The organism is Pseudovibrio ascidiaceicola, from assembly GCF_900114245.1.
In the GTDB taxonomy this organism is placed as follows: Bacteria; Pseudomonadota; Alphaproteobacteria; order Rhizobiales; family Stappiaceae; genus Pseudovibrio; species Pseudovibrio ascidiaceicola.
Genome location: NZ_FOSK01000005.1, coordinates 276,533 through 294,247, shown reverse-complemented (window position 1 = coordinate 294,247; position 17,715 = coordinate 276,533). Strand labels below are relative to the sequence as shown.

Here is a 17,715-nt window from a genome sequence, read left to right as displayed (position 1 = left end):
TTACAGCTTCAAAAAGCGTGCGATCTCTTCGAGAATATCGGCATGTATCTGTGCTCGATTGGTTCCTTCAGGATCATCACATACCGGATCATCTTTTTCAGCTGCCAGCACGGCAGGACCTTCCGGCTTGCATTCCGCCAGAAATGTGAAGTGGTGTCCGGGTTTGACGACAGCGTGTGAGGCGTTTTCCAACTTCCCCACCAAGTTACTTCCCTCTTCTCCGACATCAGCAGCTTTCCAGAGGTTCTCTTCACCAATGTTCAGCAGCAGAACGGGCTGTGAAACGTCCGCGAGGCTCTGCTCAGCAATGCCATATGTGAAGCCGGGGTCGACAGCGATAACCGCTGAGACACGATTGTCGCGGGCACCTTTTGAAAAGCCAGAGGGCATCCTGGCAAAATCAACGCCACCCTTGGAGAGAAAGACACAGTCCGCTTGTCCCTTGCCAAGGCCGTTGCAGTACTCGTTGTAACGCTCTCCACCGAACCGCAAGCCAGCCAAATTCAATGCAGTCGCCCCTCCCAAAGAGAACCCCAGAGAAGTGATACGGTCTTCATCAATATAGACCGCAAAAGCCGGATCATTCAGAAGCTCATCCAGTGCGGCTGTCAAATCCTGCGCCCGCTCGTTCAAGCGCATGGACCGGCGAGGAGAGGAATCGCCAGAGGTGCTGCCCGGGTGGTTGACTGCAAGGACCATTGCACCTTTCAGTGCCAATCCTGATGACAGCCATGAAAGCCCATCCATGTTACCACCAGAACCATGCGAGAGCACAATAAGTGGATGCTTGCCGTCTTTGATCGCCGCACCGATATAGGCGGAGGTTCCCTTAAAGACCGCATTGTCACCAATCACATTACGGTAGGTTGGTGTTTCGATCGGATACCAGACAGATGCCGCAACAGCAGAGCTGCGATGAGAAGCCGGTACGGTGAGGCGGTCATATCCCGCAATCTGCTGCTCTGCCAAAGCAGCCGTGCAGGTCATTGCCAAGAGAGTTCCAAGAACCAGAGTTTTCATGTCGCTATCCTTAAAGTTGAGATAGCCACTTGGTATGAAGCTCAGCCCTTGAGAGCGTCCTGAAACACGAATTAGGTCTCCCATATCGTGTTTCAGGACAAAGGGGTATTAAGTGCGCATCTCACTGTTGCTCAGCGGGCCCTCGCGCAGTTCAGAGATGTACTCGGTCACAGCGGAAGACAGCGACGCAATCTGTTGGTTCATCTCAACCGCAGATCCAATAACGTTCTCGGCAGCATTTTCCGTTTCATTCGCATAGGTCGAAACATCTGCCACATTACTGGCCACAAGCCGGGTACCAGAATAAGCCTCGGCAATGTTCTGGGCGATCTCAGTGGTCGCTTCGGCTTGCTGTCTTGCGGAGAGCGAAATTGAATCCGTGACGCTCTCAATCTTGGAAATGGATTCTGCAACCTGCTTAAACGAGACAACTGTTTCCGCGGTGGCTGACTGGATGGCCTCAATCTGGCCAGAGATTTGACCGATCGCATCAGAGGTCTGGCCTGCCAGATCCTTTACCTCACCTGCCACGACAGCAAATCCTTTGCCGGTTTCCCCTGCCCGCGCAGCTTCAATCGTCGCATTGAGTGCCAGCAAGTGAGTCTGTTCTGCAATGGAGCTGATGAGTTCCACAACATCGCCGATGGTTTCGGCGGCGGCGCTCAAGCTGCTGATCTTGGTTTCGCCAGCTTCAACTTCCTGAACTGCAGTTCTGGTAACATCAGCGGTAAACTTCACCTGATTACCGATCTCGGCGGCAGAGGCAGAAAGCTCCTCAACAGCAGCAGATACTGTTTGCACGTTTGCGGATGTTTCCTCAGAGGCCACAGTCACTGCAGATGCGCGTTGAAGGGTCAGGTCTGCCGACTGTTCCATCTGCTGCGCGTTGTCGCTCATGTTCTGGCCAGAGCTGGAAAGCAGATCTGTCGCATTTCGGGTCAACTGTTCAAAGGCATCAGTTTGACCAGAAAAATCGCAGATCCGGTTTTGCACCTTTGCGATCGCCTCGTTCACCTGAGTTGCATAGACCAGAAACGAGCCTTGTAGTCCGCGCGTGACAACGCGGCGGTAATACTTGTTCGCAGACAAAGCGTGGGTGGACGCCACCATTTCGCGAATAAAGGAATCCGTCTTGTCGGTGGAGTAGTTCACACTCGCAAGAAGGTCCTTCAACTCTCCATGATCCATTCCTACAAGAGTGCGAGCCTCCAAATCACCGCATGCTTGAGAGGTTGCGACCTCAGTCACGTGTTTCAGCACGCGCCGTACTTTGAGCACGTAAAACAGAGAGAGCACCGCTGCGATGCCTGCCAGACCAGAGAGGATTGAAAGCAGACTGCTCTCCCCTCCCATGCCCAGAAGCGTAATAGCAATGCAGGTTGCAGCCGTCAGGCAACTTAGGAAGACACTCTTAGAGAGTGAGGATAAATTCATCATAGGTCACCCGATTATCGGAGAGGTAGTTCGCCAAAAATTCAGAGCTGTTGTGTTGCCCGTCTTTCCGGCTCTTCGGAGCCTGCTCCATCTCAATGAGCTGCTGGTAGAACGGGATGATCGCGTCATTGAGGATCTTTCGTTCTGGCACTCTGCGTGTTGAATGATATCCGATGATCTTTCCTGCATTGTCGAAGGTGGGAGTGACATGGGCGAACACCCAATAGAACTCACCGCCCCGGCAAAGGTTCTTTACATACGCAAAGACCTCATGTCCGTCCGCAATCCGCTTCCAAAGAAGTTCAAAGACGCACCGAGGCATGTCTGGATGACGAATAATGCTGTGTGGCTGACCTATTAGCTCTTTATAGGAGTATCCGGCAATCTCGCAAAAGATCTCATTACAGTACGTAATGCGGCCCTTTAAGTCAGTCTTGCTAACAATGATGTCTGCCTCACTGAATGTTTTTTCAGTATCGGACAGATGTGCACCCGGCGACATAGCTGCCTCTATGTTTTTCTATTTCGTTACTTAAGTGAATAAAATTCAAGCAGACAGAATATGTATTTCATAAATTGACGAGCAGTTAATTTAAAAAACGATTATTATTAATTCACCAAGTCATTCTATAGTATATTCAGCATGCATATGTTATTCTATACATATATATCAGAGTTTTGTATTTATCTTTGCGGCACAACAAAGACAAAATACTTACGTGTAATTCTATAAATTCGAATTATTACAACTCTAAAATACTATTTCTCCTAGAAATGTTTAACTGAAATCATCTTGCTTAATCAGAACAAAATAAAAGGCAGCTTAGAATATCTAAGCTGCCTCTCAATTTTTAAAATTTTGAGTGTGTTAGCCGACTTTCGCGACCGCAGTCAGGAAGTCATCAACTTCTCTGCCAAGCGCGCGCGTACTTTCAGTCACCTCTGTAGAGGCTGTCAGCACACGTGAGGACGCGGTATTGGTTTCACTCACTGCATCAGAGACCAACGTCATATTCTCGTTTACGCTGGATGTTCCAACAGCAGCTTCCTGCACGTTGCGGCTAATCTCAGTTGTCGCAGCCCCCTGCTGCTCAACAGCCGTCGCAATTGCAGAGGTAAATGCGGTAACCTCATCCATTGTATGCGAGATGCCCTCGATGGAGGATACAGCATCTGTTGTAGAGTTCTGAATCGCAGAAATCTGGGAGCTGATTTCCTCTGTAGCTTTGGACGTCTGGTTGGCAAGTTCCTTCACCTCAGCCGCAACGACTGCGAATCCCTTACCAGCTTCCCCAGCACGCGCTGCTTCAATCGTCGCATTCAGAGCCAGCAAGTTGGTCTGCTCGGCAATCGCCTGGATCAGCCCGACAACTTCACCAATCTTGACTGTGGCATCGGCCAGCTCATTGATGCGGTCATTGGAAACATGCGCACTCTCAGTTGCTTTGGCAACAACGGAGGTTGTTGCACTCACCTGACGTGCAATTTCCTCAATGGAGCTGCTCAGCTCTTCAGCTGCGGCAGAAACCATCTGCACGTTGTTTGCAGCATCAGTTGAAGAGGCCGCTGCCCGCTCTGTCTGATCAGAGGTACCGCGAGCAAGGTCAGCCATCACGCTGGCTGTCTCACCCATCTCACCCATGCTGTCATTCACGGAGGTCAGCAGGTTGGCGGCGGTGTTTCGGAAGTCAGTGATCAGCTGCTCAACTTCGCGCTGCTTCTCCGCATCCTTTTCAGCAACATGCGCCTGCTCTTCGCGTAAACGTGCACGTTCCAGTGCGTTGTCGCGGAAGACCTGAACCGTGCGGCTCATATCGCCAATTTCGTCTTTACGCTTTACGCCAGCAATCTCAACATCAGTATCGCCATTTGCCAGGCGCTCCATGATACCAGTCAGACGCTTAGTCGGACGAGTGATGGCAAGAGACAGACCCAATGCAATCAACGCACCAAGTGCAAGACCAACAGCAACGGTTGTCGCAATCAGGTTGGTTGCTAGATCACCAGCCGCGCTCGCATTCTCAGCTTCAGATGCCGCAATATCAATGATCTGGCCCTGAACGGTTTCAGACTGCTCAGTGAGCTTCGTCACAAGGCTGGCAAGTTCTTTCTTACCATTTGCCATTGAGCCGAAACCAGACCGGATCGCAGCGATTTCTTTGATGGCATCTTTAGAGGCCTTCACGCCGCCTTCGATGTCTTTCACACCCGTTTTAAACTCGCGGCCTGCTGCACCGAGCTGATCAATCTCCTTGGAGACTTCCTCAGACTTCACACCAGAACCTGCGCGCAGGAAGGAAAGAGAAGACGAGCTCACAGCCAGTGTCTGGCGTGTGATGTTGGAAACTGAGGCCAGTGCTGCATCAACCTGCTGCTTACGATCAACCGCTTCAGCCTGCTTCCTGTTCGCATCATCAATAGAGCGATAAGTAAAGCCGATGACCAGCTGAGCCGTTTCGCCGAGCACGTCAATGCTTGCAGTGATGTCTTGGCGCAGCGAATACATCTCGGAGAAATCCGTAGAGTCGCGCAGGGCTTTCAGTTTATCAACCAGCGTATCTGAGACACCCGCCAGACTTTGAAGAACCTTTGCATCCAGATGTGACAGCTGGATTTTCTGCAGTTTCTTGATCTCACGGCGCGCTTTCGCAGCGCTGAGCAACGTTTTGCGCAGTGCGCCTTCTTCAGAGCTTGTAGTCGCCTTCACGAAGAAGTAGCGCATGTTCAGAGCCTGGCTCTGAATAGTCGCAACAAGACGGCCCGCTTTGTCAGCTTCTTTCAACTGCTCTTTGGCCAGCTTGTCCTGCTCAGTCGCCGAGGCCGCAATCTTTGAGATGTCAGCCTGAACCTTTTTGCCAATCATCTGAAGATTGACAACAGCAGACATCATCTTGGCAACTTGTGATTCCTGAATATCGGTCGACATGCGAACGCGGCTGAACAGGCCTTTCAGAGCCCGCACATTTTCGTGGGTCTCTTCAAAGGCAGTGCCATCTTTGCCATCTGCAACAACCTGCTCATGAAGAGCTTCCAAATCTGCACCCAGCAGGTTCAGCTCATCAGCCGCGGCGGTTGCATCATACTTGCTCAAGCTGCGCAGATAAGTTTCGCGCGCTGATGTCGTATCATGCAGGCCCTGCATTAAACGCATGGTTGCATTTGTCATCTCTGTTTGCTTGGTGAGCTGAGAGATAGAAAAGATTCCGATCCCACCAGCTGCAGCGGAAAGCAAGAGTACAATAATGAAGCCACCACCGATTTTCATCGACAGCTGCAAATTCGTAAATAGCTGGAGGACCCGCCTCATGACCCGATTTCTCCCGAATAGAAGTCATTGCCCATGACTTGGCGGCATCCTAAGCTTGTAAATCTCAACCAGTGGTTAACCCGTGGGTATTTAAGGCATTAATTGAGTAATTTCTGAAAGTTTTATCGTTTTATGCGCTCATCATCTATTTATTATAAGTGCAATTAATCATTACATTTTTAACAATTAAGAATCAGCAACCTGTAGTAGAAGCGCTTCAAGTGCAGTACGCAGATTGCCGGAGAGCGTTTGCGGCCTGCGTGTCGCACGATCTACGTACACATGCGTAAAAAATCCTTGTGCCGCAGCAGTCTCAGCATCTTGTGCAAATAAAGCCAGTTCGTATCGCACAGAGCTGTTGCCCACGTGCCCGACACGCAGCCCAATATCGATCTTGTCCGGGTAGGCGATCTCAGAGAAGTACTGGCAGCCAGATTCCACAACCAGCCCGATCTCCTCCCCCTCATGAATGTTGAGAGCATCGTTCTCAATGAGATAGGCGTTCACAGCACTATCAAAGTAACTGTAGTAGACCGCATTGTTGATGTGCCCATAAACATCATTGTCTTCCCAACGGGTCTGAACATTACTGAAGAACGTGTATTGCGCGCGAGTGTGTGCAGCCGGTTTTTTGGGTTTGCTCATCGTCTATGGTCTCCGCTTCAATCCGTTCTCAAAGAGCCTGCTGGTAGATCTTCAAGGCGCTATCCTCGTCCACCTCACGTGGATTATTCACCAGCAACCGCGTTTGCTTCATCGCTTCACTGGCCAGCTTCACAACGTCTTGCTCACCAATGCCCACTTCACGAAGCGTTGTTTCAACGCCCAGAACTTTCGAAAGCTCCGCCAACCGGTCCGCAAACACGCCGCCTCGACTATCGGCCGGAATCTCTGCGAGCTCCGGGAACACCAACGGAGCTAACTCAGCATAAGCCTGCGCACAGGTTGGCAAGTTGAACCGCATCACGTGCGGCAAAACCAACGCATTGGAAACTCCGTGCGGTACATGGAAGATGCCACCAATCGGATAAGCCAGCGCATGAACAGCCGCCACCGGAGAGTTGGCAAACGCCTGCCCCGCCAACATGGAACCAAGCAGCATGTTGGAACGCGCCTCTTTATCCTGCGGCGTGTTCACGGCCTTTTCGATGTTCGCTCCAAGCAACCGCAGGGCTTCTTGTGCCAGTACTTTGGACACCGGGTTGTTGTTTGCAGATGTCGACGTGTAGGCCTCAATTGCATGCACCATCGCGTCAATGCCAGTTGCAGCCGTGACATGTGGTGGCAGCCCAACCGTGAGATCCGCATCCAGCACCGCCACATCAGGCAAAAGGGATGGAGACACAACGCCTTTCTTCTCAGCCTCACCCGTCGTGATGATGGATATTGGCGTCACTTCAGACCCTGTTCCAGCGGTTGTCGGGATAAGGATCAACGGCAGCCTTTTGCCCTGCGCCATTCCAACACCGTAGATATCAGCAAGCTGCTCGCCTCCCCCAACAAGCAATGCAACAAGCTTAGCGACATCCAGCGAGGACCCGCCGCCCAAACCAATAACACCATCCACACTGGCTGCTTTAGCGATATCAACGGCTTGCAGCACGATGGCCTCTGGCGGGTCGGCAACAACATCATCAAACAACGTGACGTCAATTCCAGCGGCTTCCAGCTGAGCGATCACAGGTTCAACAAGACCTGCCTTCATTAATCCCTTGTCGCTCACCAGAAAAACGCGTTTGCCGACGGTCTCCAGCGTGAGCTCATCCAGCTTCTGAACCGCACCGGGCTCACATACAACGCTGGCTGACGTGTTAAATACAAAGCCTGTCATTTCATTTCCCCCTCATTGCTCAGCACAGGTGGCAGATTTGAGCAATGCAGCGAGAATGCCTCACCCATCAAGCAAGGTCGAGCGCAATTAAAGTCGTAACAACTGATGGAATGCTTAGACAGCTTCCTCTGAAATCACAGGCTCCGCATCAGGCGCCTTCCCAAGGTTGAGCGCAGCAAATAACCCAAACACTGCTCCCACACACATGATAGCACCACCCACAAAGAAGGGCATGGATACAAACCACTGCTCTGCCAGAAATGCACCGATCGGGATCGCAATCAGCGTCAAACCAGATTGCAGCATTTCACCAACCGATGAGATCCGTCCCAGCAAATACTCAGGCGTTTGCTTAACAATGATTGCTCCAAAGGGCACCGTGATAAAGCTGGTAAATGCCCCCCCAATAAACCAGAGAACCATCTGCTCCTGCATCCCCCAAGGCACCGGACTAAACGGCATCCAACCCGCCACCATGGTAAGAGCGCCTCCGAAGAAGGAGCCAATCACCATCAGCAAATGCAAGTTGATACGATCGCCGATCTTGGCCGTCAGATAAGTTCCGATAAGCCCGCCAACACCAATCGAACCTAGGATTGGTCCAGCAGCACTCTCTGGCTGACCGGTTTCTTTAATGAGCAACAACAGGACAGCCTCATAAAGAAAGACGCTGAATATAAAGAGGCAGATGAGCGCCATGCCGAGCATGAGACGCGGTGTTTTCCAGAGATAGGCCAGCCCAACCTTGGCATCGTTCAGCACGCTGCTTTTCTCAGAGGCTTCTTCGGTCTCATCTTCTGCGTCCTTTTTCAGCACGCCTAACAGACTCAGAGAAATTAGAGAGGCCACTGCAAAGCTGGCACCGCCAAGCAGGAAGACATTATGTGGGCTCCAGATCGCAAGCAAAGCACCACCCAAAACCGGTGCAAAAACCTTGGTAGACTGAATGACGAAATGGTCCACGCTGACAGCCTGCGTCAGCATGTTCGACGGCACAATCTTCTTCAGTGCCAATTGCTGCGCGGGCATAAAGGCAGCTGAAACAGCGGCTTTAAAAAACACAAAAGCAATAAGAAGCGAAAGACTGGTGGCAAAAAAGAACATGCCAACCATCAACCCGGCTCGGAGAAGCAAACCGGCGATCAGCACAGGGCCAGCCCCAATCCGGTCAACCAGAACACCGGCTGGCAGGCCGAAGATCACACGGGGCAAAGTCGCTGCCATGATGACACTGGCAACCTCGGTCGCGCCCATTTCCCAGCTGTAACTAACAAGCACCATGATAGCGATGAAATCGATCCAGTCCGCGAATGCTGCCGGAACAAGAACACCAAAAAATCGACGAAACGCGCTCAGCTTAAACAATGCCAACACGGAAGTATTTACTGCCTCACTCTGCGCCACGAAGCCCGCCCCAATTTCATTTGATTGATAACACCAGAAAAATCAGCGCACAAAATATCGCGCTCACCAAATTTGCAATCCCGTCAGCTTAACTGAAGCCAACCCAGATACAAGGCGCGTATAGGTGAAGAAAATTGGCCGAAATACAGCAAGCAAATGAACTGTAGGTGAGAAATGAGGCGAGCCTTTCTCAATCAGTGGCTAGTTTAACAAAACAAGCCACTCAGCTTAGCTAGATCAAATCTTGTGGCCGTCACTGGAACTATCGCCACTTAAAATATCGAGGTGGCGATCTAACCGCCGCCTTATCCGCTTCTTGTTAAGATAGTCAATCTTATGAAGAGGCAGCAATTGATGGTTCAGGTACGGCTTTACGTCAAAACTCTTGATGTACTTATTGCCTGCAGTATCGAGAACAATGCCCATGTTTTCTGGTCTGTCAGCAAAACAGGAAACGTGGTTCTGACGTAAGATTTTAAAGTAATCAATCAAAGCGCGAATAAGTTCTTTGTCCTCAACCCGGCCATGGCGACTGATGTAATCCCGGATACTTCGGATTTCCGGGTGCCAAAAGTTGTCGATCTTCTCGGTCAGCAAAGCAGGTCCGCGATCCGTCTCCACAATCCCGTAGACTTTCGCGAAAGACTGGTGGTCTTCCAAACCAACATCCTGAATGTGCTGCCACCCCAGCAACTCATCCTGATTGCCGCTTAAACGCTGTTTCTTGTAACCTAATTTCGCACGCACCGACCGAAACAGGTCTTTCAAAAACCCACGGCTTTTGACTTTGCGCTCGCCAGCCTCATACCGGTCAAACTTCAGGAGCTTCGTTGGGTCAGACGCACATTCATAGGTGTCACGGAATCCGCCCCCACGAATAAATTCTCCCACCTGAAACACTTGATCTTCCTGAAACACAGTCAACTTTAAGCCAGTCTTTTTTGTAAATTTGAGCCACTTACATAACAAATTATAATAGTTTGAAAAGCATCTTTCTTGCCACACATGCTTAAAGCATTGCTTCTAAAGGCCTTAATTTCATCTGCATGTGCCTTAACCGGACTTTTCAGGGTTTGAGGGATAATCGGTGCAAAGACAAAACGGACACGAACTCCGGGAACCAGCAGGATGCAGATCTGCAGTGCGCGTGAAATTGCGGCCTTTGTGGAAGATGGCGATACCATCGTCATTGGCGGTTGTGGCCGGGGCCTTGCAACGCCGGAAGCTTTGCTGGAGGCCATCGAGCAGCGGTTTCTTTCAACGGGGCATCCCCAAAACCTTTTCATCATCAACTCGCTCTCCATCGGAGATGGCGACAAGCGGGGGCTGAACCGGTTTGCGCATAAGGGAATGCTGCGCGGCATTATTACATCTCACTTCGTTCTCACTCGTTCCCTCCAGAAACTGATCTCTCAAGACAAGCTGGAGGCCTATTGCCTGCCAGCCGGAGTTATTCAGCAGTTGATCCGCGAGATTGGCGCAGGGCGTCCCGGCCTCTTCACCCGCACCGGACTGGGGACGTTTGTTGATCCCAGACATGGCGGGGGCAAATGCAGCAAGTCTTGCAAGCATGAGCTTGTGGAATTGGTTCACCTGCATAGTCAGGAGTATCTTCGGTACCGCCCATTCAAAATCGACCTTGCCTTGATCTGTGGGTCTGTAGCAGACACGAAAGGCAATCTCAGCCTTAATGAAGAAGCTGTCACCCTTGATTGTCTCAGCTTGGCGACGGCTGCGCATAACAGTGGCGGTCATTGTTTTGCGCAGGTGAGAAACGTGGTGCAAACCGGGAGCCTACCTGCCCGCTCTGTTGCGGTTCCGGGCGTTTTTCTGGATGCAATTGTTGAGGCCCCCGGCCAGACTATTGCCTATGACACGCCTTACAGCCCGGCTCTCAGCGGGGATATAAAACCCTCCCATGCCAGAGTTCAAAACGAACCCAGCGAAGTTGCCCGCAAGGTGATTGCTCGCCGGGCGGCGGAGGAGCTGATCGAGAACGCGGCCGTGAATATCGGCTTTGGCGTTCCTGCTGGCCTTCGCTTTACCGAGCAGCGCAAGCAGCTGGCCGAGAGGATCTGGCTCTCCTGCGAACATGGGCATCACAACGGCCAGTTTTTGGGAGATTCTCTTTATGGCGCGGTTCTGGGGTCTGAAGCACTGCTTTCTTCACTGGATCAGTTTGACTTTTATAGCGGCGGCGGACTGGACATTGCTTTTCTAGGCATGAGTGAAGTGGATCGGCATGGGAATGTGAACCTCTCCAAAGTGAATGGCAAAATCGTTGGGGCAGGCAGCTTCATCGATATCTCACAGAATGCCAGAAAGCTGGTGTTTTGCGGTTTGTTAACGGGGGCAGACTCGCAGGTTGAGTACCGCAAAGACAAACTCAAAGTGACGCGCAATGGCACCCACACAAAGTTTGTAGAGCAAACCGACCACATCACCTTCAATGCCTTGAATGCCAAAACCAACGGGCAGGAAGTGCTTTATGTGACCGAGCGCGCCGTCTTCCAGCTGGGGCCTAACGGGCTGGTGCTGACTGAGGTTGCCCCCGGCATCAAACCCAAGCGGGATGTGCTGGCGCATATGGGGTTTGCCTGCAAAGTGGACGTGCAACGTAAAATGCCGGAGCACATTTTCAACGCATTGTGATTGCCGCAAACACAAAGAGCACCGCACGGCTTTGCCGGCAGTGGTGGAGCTTAAATTCCCGAGAGACGGGAGGAGCAAGGCGAGCAGGCAATACCTGCGCTATTTGGTGTAGTTAGTTTCTTCGGCATTGGCTGTCGCCTTGCCCGGGCATTTTGTTATGGACAACATCGCCTCTTATCCTGAAAGACACGATAGCCAGTTTCCTGGAAGGACAATGGCTTATTCCAGCAAGTTTCCTTACTAAAACAGTTCCTTCATCCCTGACACGCAACCACTCTGACAGGTTCGTGCCACCGCGTGATGCCCTTCAGACTTGGGTCCTTCCTCTCAAACCATGCGGTCACGTTTGAAAATCGGTTCCACCGGACCACTGAAAGATACGTTACTTCTCTCAGAAGCCCCACCCAGCCTACGACAAACTGACGGACGGTCCGCCAGCAGCCCGTTACGTAGGCATAAATTCAGAGTACGAGAGATTTTGGAAAGGGGAATAAGTTTTGGCTGATAACTGACCGCTTTTACGCAAAGAGTACGACTGCTTGCCTTCTAATCACGTAGTGGTGGTCATCCACTAAGCCGTGCTCACTTTAACATTTGCCATGGTTCGCAAATGGCGAGGACAAGCGCCTCTCAGCTTTACTCCTAAGAGCGCACCCTGCACATGAGCAAGGCGCGCACTCGCGAAGTCATAGGAGTGGAACTGTGCCCCTTGGTTGAATAAAACCAAGCAAAACAGCTCCAAACACCTGTCTGTCTTAATCGTAAGCCGCTGTTACGATGACTTCCACCAACAACTCCTGAGAAGCAAGACGGGCTTCACCACATGCACGTGCGGGCGCATGCCCTTCTGGCACCCATGCATCCCAGACTTCGTTCATCTCAGCAAAGTCGCGCATGTCAGAGAGCCAGACGATGGCTTGCAGAATCTGCTCGCGGCTGGACCCTGCTTCAACAAGCAGTTCATCAACACGGCGCAGGCATTCTGCGGTCTGTTCTTTGATGCTTTCACCGCGCACGCCAACCTGACCACACAGATAAACGGTGCCGTTGTGCTTGACGATCTTGCTCATACGCTGCTTGGTGTGCATGCGTTCAATCATGGTGCTATCCCTTTGGTTTAGGGGCAGAAGGATGCAGAGATCAACATCCGCTCCAACGCCCAATCTCAGCGAGATACCATGACTGAAACTGCTTCTAATTTCACTGTGACATTTGCGGGTGTCCAAGTGTTTTCGAGAAAGCTGCGTTAAACCAGCTCTTTCTGCACCCCGTTTTCCAAAAACCACTGATAGGTTTGGCGAATTCCTTTATCCAGCGAGATGGATGGCTCCCACCCCAACCGCTGCAAACGGGCTGAGCTCATTAGCTTTCTCGCAGTTCCATCTGGTTTGGAGGTGTCCTGTGTAATGGCACCTTGATAACCCAAAACCTTGGAGAGCCGTTGCGCAAGTTCCAGAATTGAAATGTCCGCACCAAAGCCAACATTGATGTGTTCTTCTGCAGAGTAAGTCTTGAGTAAATGCACCAGAGCATCCGCGCAATCATCGCAGTGTAAAAACTCTCTGCGCGGAGCACCCGTTCCCCAAATCTCAAAGGATACAGCTCCGCTTATCTTCGCTTCGTGCACTTTGCGCATAAGGGCAGGCAAAACGTGGCTGCTTGTCAGATCAAAGTTGTCACCCGGCCCATACAAGTTGGTTGGCATGGCAGAAATGAAGTCACAATCATATTGCCGCCTGAAGGCCTGACACAATTTTATGCCGGCAATTTTAGCAATGGCATACCATTCGTTGGTGGCTTCCAGAGGGCCAGAGAGCAATGCCCCCTCCTCTATCGGCTGCGGGGCGTGTTTTGGATAGATACAGGATGACCCCAAAAACAGGAGCTTTTGCACGCCAGCTGCGAAGGCACCACGAATGAGGTTGGTTTCAATCGCCAAGTTTTCATAAAGAAACTCGGCAGGATACTCATTGTTTGCCCAAATGCCCCCCACCTTGGCAGCAGCAACAATCACGACCTCAGGCTTCGCTTCCTGCAAAAATGCTAGGGTTTCTGCTTGCATGGTGAGGTCTACTTGGCTCCGGTCCGCAGTCAAAAGAGTGCACTTCTCACGCGCCAACCTTTTCATGAGGGCACGGCCAACCATGCCCTTGTGCCCGGCCACGAAAACCGTTTTTCCAGTCAGATCAAAGTCAACAGGTTGGAGATCAGGCATCTTCGAGCATCCTACCGTCTTTCACCTCCAGCAAGTCTGCCTGCACCATCTCCTCAATCAGTGTTTCGAGGGATGTTTTCGCCTCCCAACCGAGTTTATCCCGCGCTTTGCTCGCATCACCAAGGAGCTCGTTCACCTCTGCTGGGCGGAAGTAGCGTGGATCAATCTCAACAAGAGTGCGGCCACTTACCGAGCAGATCCCCTTCTCATCAACCCCACTCCCCTGCCATTCCAGTGTGATGCCGCATTTTGAAAACGCCAGTTCTGCAAACTTGCGCACTGATGTCATGGTGCCGGTTGCCAGCACATAATCATCTGGCACATCCTGCTGCAGCATGGACCACATGCCTTCAACAAAATCCCGCGCATGTCCCCAATCCCGGGTCGCATCGATGTTACCCAAGTAGAGTTTGTCTTGCAGCCCCAGACTGATTGCGGCGGCGGCACGGGTGATCTTACGAGTTACAAACGTCTCACCACGCAGCGGGCTTTCATGATTGAACAAAATACCATTGCTTGCATGGATTCCGTAGGCTTCCCGGTAGTTGACCGCAATCCAGTAGGCATAAAGCTTGGCCGCGGCATAAGGAGAGCGCGGGTAAAACGGTGTGGTCTCGCTTTGTGGAACTTCCTGCACCAAACCGTAGAGTTCCGAGGTTGAAGCCTGATAAAACCGCGTTTTCGGCTCCAGGCCAAGGATGCGGATCGCCTCCAGCAATCGCAAAGCCCCCAAAGCATCGCTGTTGGCGGTGTACTCGGGCGTTTCAAAACTAACCTTCACATGCGATTGCGCCCCAAGGTTATAAACCTCATCGGGCTGCACCTCTTGCATGATGCGGATGAGGTTGGTGGCATCCGTTAAATCCCCGTAGTGCAGGATGAAACTGGCCTCATCCTCATGGGGATCCTGATAGATTCCCTCTATCCGGCCTGTATTGAAGCTGGAAGAACGGCGTTTGACGCCGTGCACCACATATCCCCTATCCAGCAAAAAGCGGCTGAGATACGCTCCATCCTGTCCGGTAACACCTGTTATCAAAGCGGTTTTCTGCAAGGCCATGGCACGCTCAAAAATTTGAGGGAAACAGAGCATGAACCTAGAAGCAGATTGGTTGTTGTCGCAATTCTGAAAACACACCCCTGTATTCTTTGGGTGTTTCTGCAGCCATATGTTTTTAAACGGGTTTTGATGTTCACCCACAAAGATATCCAAGTCCCGTCAAAATTCACTGGCAATACCGCGAAGCAGCGTGTATCAAGCTCGCCCTCCCAAACGCCTTGGGAGGTATCCCGAACCTGAAAACCCATTGGTGCCGCCAATTGCCTGGCAGCCGTCCAGCTTTGCCTGACTTGAGGCATGATAAGAGGTCTTAAAATGAACACCGCATTCGCAGGCATTGATTTTGGAACCTCCAACTCAACCGTGGGCATCTTTTCCGGCGCAAGCCCTGAACTTGTGATGCTTGAAGACGGGCACAGCGAAATGCCTTCTGCCATCTTCTTTAATTTTGAAGACGAGCAGATCGTTTATGGACGCAAGGCCAAGGAAGAGTACATCAGGGGCGATGAGGGCCGCCTTATGCAGGCGCTTAAAAGCGTTTTGGGCACATCCCTCATTCAGGAAAAAACGGCTGTCATGGGCGGCCGTATGGCTTTCAGAGATATTATCGCGCTTTACCTGCGCCAGCTGAAACGCAAGCTGGACGCACACATGCAGGACAATGTTTCCAGCGTGGTTCTGGGACGCCCAGTGCATTTCATCGATGGCGATGAAACCGCTGATCGTGCAGCTGAAAAAACGCTGGAAGGGATCGCCCGTCAGGAAGGCTTCGAGCACATTGCCTTTCAGTACGAACCGATTGCAGCAGCGCTGGCTTATGAGCAAACCGTTACGCGCGAAGAGCTTATTCTGGTGCTGGATATTGGCGGTGGTACAGCCGACTTTTCCGTCATTCGCGTGTCACCTGAGCGCAAAAACGCAGCAGATCGCACCAATGATATTCTCGCCAATACGGGTATTCATATCGGCGGTACTGACTTTGACCGGTTGCTTTCCCTTGCGCAGGTTATGCCGCATCTTGGCTACAAAACGCTGACAAAAGACGGCAAGCGCGCCCTGCCTTCAAAATACTATTTTGATCTGGCAACCTGGCAGTTCATCAACCAGCTCTATTCTCCGAATATCCTGCGGGAACTGGGGGAAGTGCGCCGCGAAGCTGCACACCCTCATCTGGTGGAGCGCCTGCGCGAAGTGATCCGCGCAAAAGACGGGCATATGCTGGCAACCCGCGTGGAGCAAACCAAGATTGATCTGTCCTCTGCAGAGATCGCAAGTCTCAAAATTGAGTTGGAAGAAGAAGACGTTCTGGTTGATGCAACCAATGCAGATTTCCATGCCGCTATCGGCCCTTCCGTTGGCAAAATCGAAGCCACCATTCAGGAAGCGCTGAATAAGGCTGGCGTGAGCGCGGACCAGATCAACAGCATGTTCCTCACCGGTGGCACAACTCGCATCCCGATGCTACGCGAACACTTTAAGTCCTTGATGCCAAACGCATCTGTGGTTGAAGGTAATGTCTTCGGCGCTGTCGGTCTCGGCCTGGCCACCGACGCCCGTCGCAAGTTCGCATAGAGTAATCATGTTGAGTGGGGCCTGCGGCTTGCTCAGAATGCTTTAGCCACTGACGAACGTGAACACACCATCGCAAGATGCATCAAGAGGCCGCTAGGCCTCTTTTTTTTTCGTCTCAGTATGAAGTAATGCCCCTCCCCTTTTACAAGATCCTTTGCCTTGCTCAAGGCATACCCCCTCAAAAACAGCACCCTAATATTTAAATCTACGCCATCTCTCTACCCGGATGTAGGAATTGTCACTTTCAACCAATTCAGGTTCCCTAGATGCAAATGTTAATGAATTCTTAAGAGGAGAGGTGCTGCCGGAGGGTGGATTGAGCGCCTTGAGGGGGCGTTATGAAACAGTGGCAAAATTGGCGTTTCAAACATAGTTGGTTTTGCCGATTTGCCATCATGATGCTTGCGTCCTTCATGGTCACATCCAGCGGTGCGACTACGCTTCGTGATGCAGTGGAAGATAGCTTCCTCTTCACCTCAGCTGAAACTGGCCGGAGTTGGATCAAGGCATCCGAGCACGAAAAGAACGAACTTTGCCTGAGCGTTCTTGAAGCCTATCTAACACTTCACCAAAACACCCGAACTCTTGAGATTTACAGCAAATCTGAGAGTGAGTTGAAGGCATTTGCAGCGACGCTAGCCGATACTGAAGACATCCATTCTCCAGAAGCCGTTGAGCTTGTTGAGAAGGCCGTCGAGAAAACCCTTAAGACGCTGAATGAAATAACTATTTCAGCAAAAAACCAACTCATTGCCGCCCATGCAAAATACGTTGAGTTGACCGGAGCGCGTGCATCAAATCTGCAATCCTCCCTCAGCCCATCTCTTTTTAGTGGATCAACGCTCACAAGAGATAATCGCAGGGATGAGAAGCGATTTCAGCGAGCCGTCGACCAGCATAAACAGCTGCAATTTCGCGCAGCTCGGCGGGCACGTGCCTATCATCTGGCACGCACGGCCAGTCTGGTTGATCCGGCATTGTTTGCGCAGTTTCTGACCGCCCTCGACGACCTACGCCAGGCTGATTTGAAACTTGCAGCGTCTGAAGCAGACCTCGTACGCCTGCATTTTCAGGCGAGAATCCGACAAACAGACATCCTGCTGCATCTGGGGCTCTCACCCCGGCTGATTGAGAAGAAAAAGCACACACAAAGAAAGCTGTTGGCTCGCCAACACGCCAGGTGATCGCAGAGCAAACCGAAAGAAAGAGGAGACACAGCC

14 protein-coding genes are annotated in these 17,715 nt (G+C 51.6%); 3 read left to right on the top strand and 11 right to left on the bottom strand.

Annotation, left to right across the window (positions count from 1 at the left end; genetic code table 11):
* From BM231_RS11780 to BM231_RS11745, 8 genes are all read right to left on the bottom strand, one after another.
* A complete protein-coding gene (locus BM231_RS11780) occupies positions 1-1,020 on the bottom strand; it encodes an alpha/beta hydrolase family protein (RefSeq protein WP_093519742.1) in 1,020 nt (339 codons plus the stop codon).
* 108 nt (positions 1,021-1,128) lie between these two features.
* Positions 1,129-2,454 (bottom strand): methyl-accepting chemotaxis protein, encoded by a 1,326-nt coding sequence (locus BM231_RS11775; RefSeq protein WP_208860293.1) that lies wholly within the window; start codon positions 2,452-2,454, stop codon positions 1,129-1,131.
* Positions 2,432-2,956 (bottom strand): PAS domain-containing protein, encoded by a 525-nt coding sequence (locus BM231_RS11770; protein ID WP_057462945.1) that lies wholly within the window; start codon positions 2,954-2,956, stop codon positions 2,432-2,434. The genes BM231_RS11775 and BM231_RS11770 overlap by 23 nt, the downstream gene beginning before the upstream one ends.
* Before the next feature lie 366 nt (positions 2,957-3,322).
* Positions 3,323-5,719, bottom strand: a complete 2,397-nt coding sequence (locus BM231_RS11765) for a methyl-accepting chemotaxis protein (protein WP_208860292.1) — start codon at positions 5,717-5,719, stop codon at positions 3,323-3,325.
* Positions 5,720-5,947: 228 nt separating this feature from the next.
* Entirely contained in the window at positions 5,948-6,406 is a 459-nt protein-coding gene (locus tag BM231_RS11760; RefSeq protein ID WP_093519557.1) for an acyl-CoA thioesterase, read from the bottom strand.
* 28 nt (positions 6,407-6,434) lie between these two features.
* Positions 6,435-7,592 carry an iron-containing alcohol dehydrogenase gene (locus tag BM231_RS11755; protein WP_093519555.1) on the bottom strand — a complete coding sequence of 386 codons (1,158 nt, stop codon included), beginning with the start codon at positions 7,590-7,592 and terminating at the stop codon, positions 6,435-6,437.
* 114 nt (positions 7,593-7,706) lie between these two features.
* Positions 7,707-8,996: an MFS transporter gene (locus BM231_RS11750; RefSeq protein ID WP_093519553.1), complete on the bottom strand. Its 1,290-nt coding sequence runs from the start codon at positions 8,994-8,996 to the stop codon at positions 7,707-7,709.
* A 237-nt stretch (positions 8,997-9,233) separates the two neighbouring features.
* Positions 9,234-9,896, bottom strand: coding sequence for a YrbL family protein (locus BM231_RS11745; RefSeq protein ID WP_208860291.1), 663 nt, complete (start codon positions 9,894-9,896; stop codon positions 9,234-9,236).
* A 228-nt stretch (positions 9,897-10,124) separates the two neighbouring features.
* Here BM231_RS11745 and BM231_RS11740 point away from each other — a divergent pair, with 228 nt between their 5' ends.
* A complete protein-coding gene (locus BM231_RS11740; RefSeq protein WP_093519551.1) occupies positions 10,125-11,648 on the top strand; it encodes an acyl CoA:acetate/3-ketoacid CoA transferase in 1,524 nt (507 codons plus the stop codon).
* Positions 11,649-12,403: 755 nt separating this feature from the next.
* On the opposite strand, the gene BM231_RS11735 is transcribed toward BM231_RS11740, so the two are convergent.
* The 3 genes from BM231_RS11735 to gmd form a co-directional block, all read right to left on the bottom strand.
* Positions 12,404-12,748, bottom strand: a complete 345-nt coding sequence (locus BM231_RS11735; RefSeq protein WP_063287656.1) for a RidA family protein — start codon at positions 12,746-12,748, stop codon at positions 12,404-12,406.
* Between the two features lie 146 nt (positions 12,749-12,894).
* Positions 12,895-13,863 (bottom strand): GDP-L-fucose synthase, encoded by a 969-nt coding sequence (gene fcl / locus BM231_RS11730; RefSeq protein WP_093519549.1) that lies wholly within the window; start codon positions 13,861-13,863, stop codon positions 12,895-12,897.
* The gene (gene gmd, locus BM231_RS11725) at positions 13,856-14,917 is read right to left on the bottom strand and encodes a GDP-mannose 4,6-dehydratase (protein ID WP_093519736.1); all 1,062 of its coding nucleotides are present in this window, start codon (positions 14,915-14,917) and stop codon (positions 13,856-13,858) included. Before gmd ends, fcl begins: the two co-directional genes overlap by 8 nt.
* Before the next feature lie 321 nt (positions 14,918-15,238).
* Here gmd and BM231_RS11720 point away from each other — a divergent pair, with 321 nt between their 5' ends.
* Together BM231_RS11720 and BM231_RS11715 are read left to right on the top strand one after the other, a co-directional pair.
* The gene (locus BM231_RS11720) at positions 15,239-16,495 is read left to right on the top strand and encodes an Hsp70 family protein (protein WP_093519547.1); all 1,257 of its coding nucleotides are present in this window, start codon (positions 15,239-15,241) and stop codon (positions 16,493-16,495) included.
* 338 nt (positions 16,496-16,833) lie between these two features.
* On the top strand, positions 16,834-17,679 hold the full coding sequence (locus BM231_RS11715) for a hypothetical protein (RefSeq protein WP_093519545.1): 846 nt from the start codon (positions 16,834-16,836) through the stop codon (positions 17,677-17,679).
* Positions 17,680-17,715 lie beyond the last annotated feature (36 nt).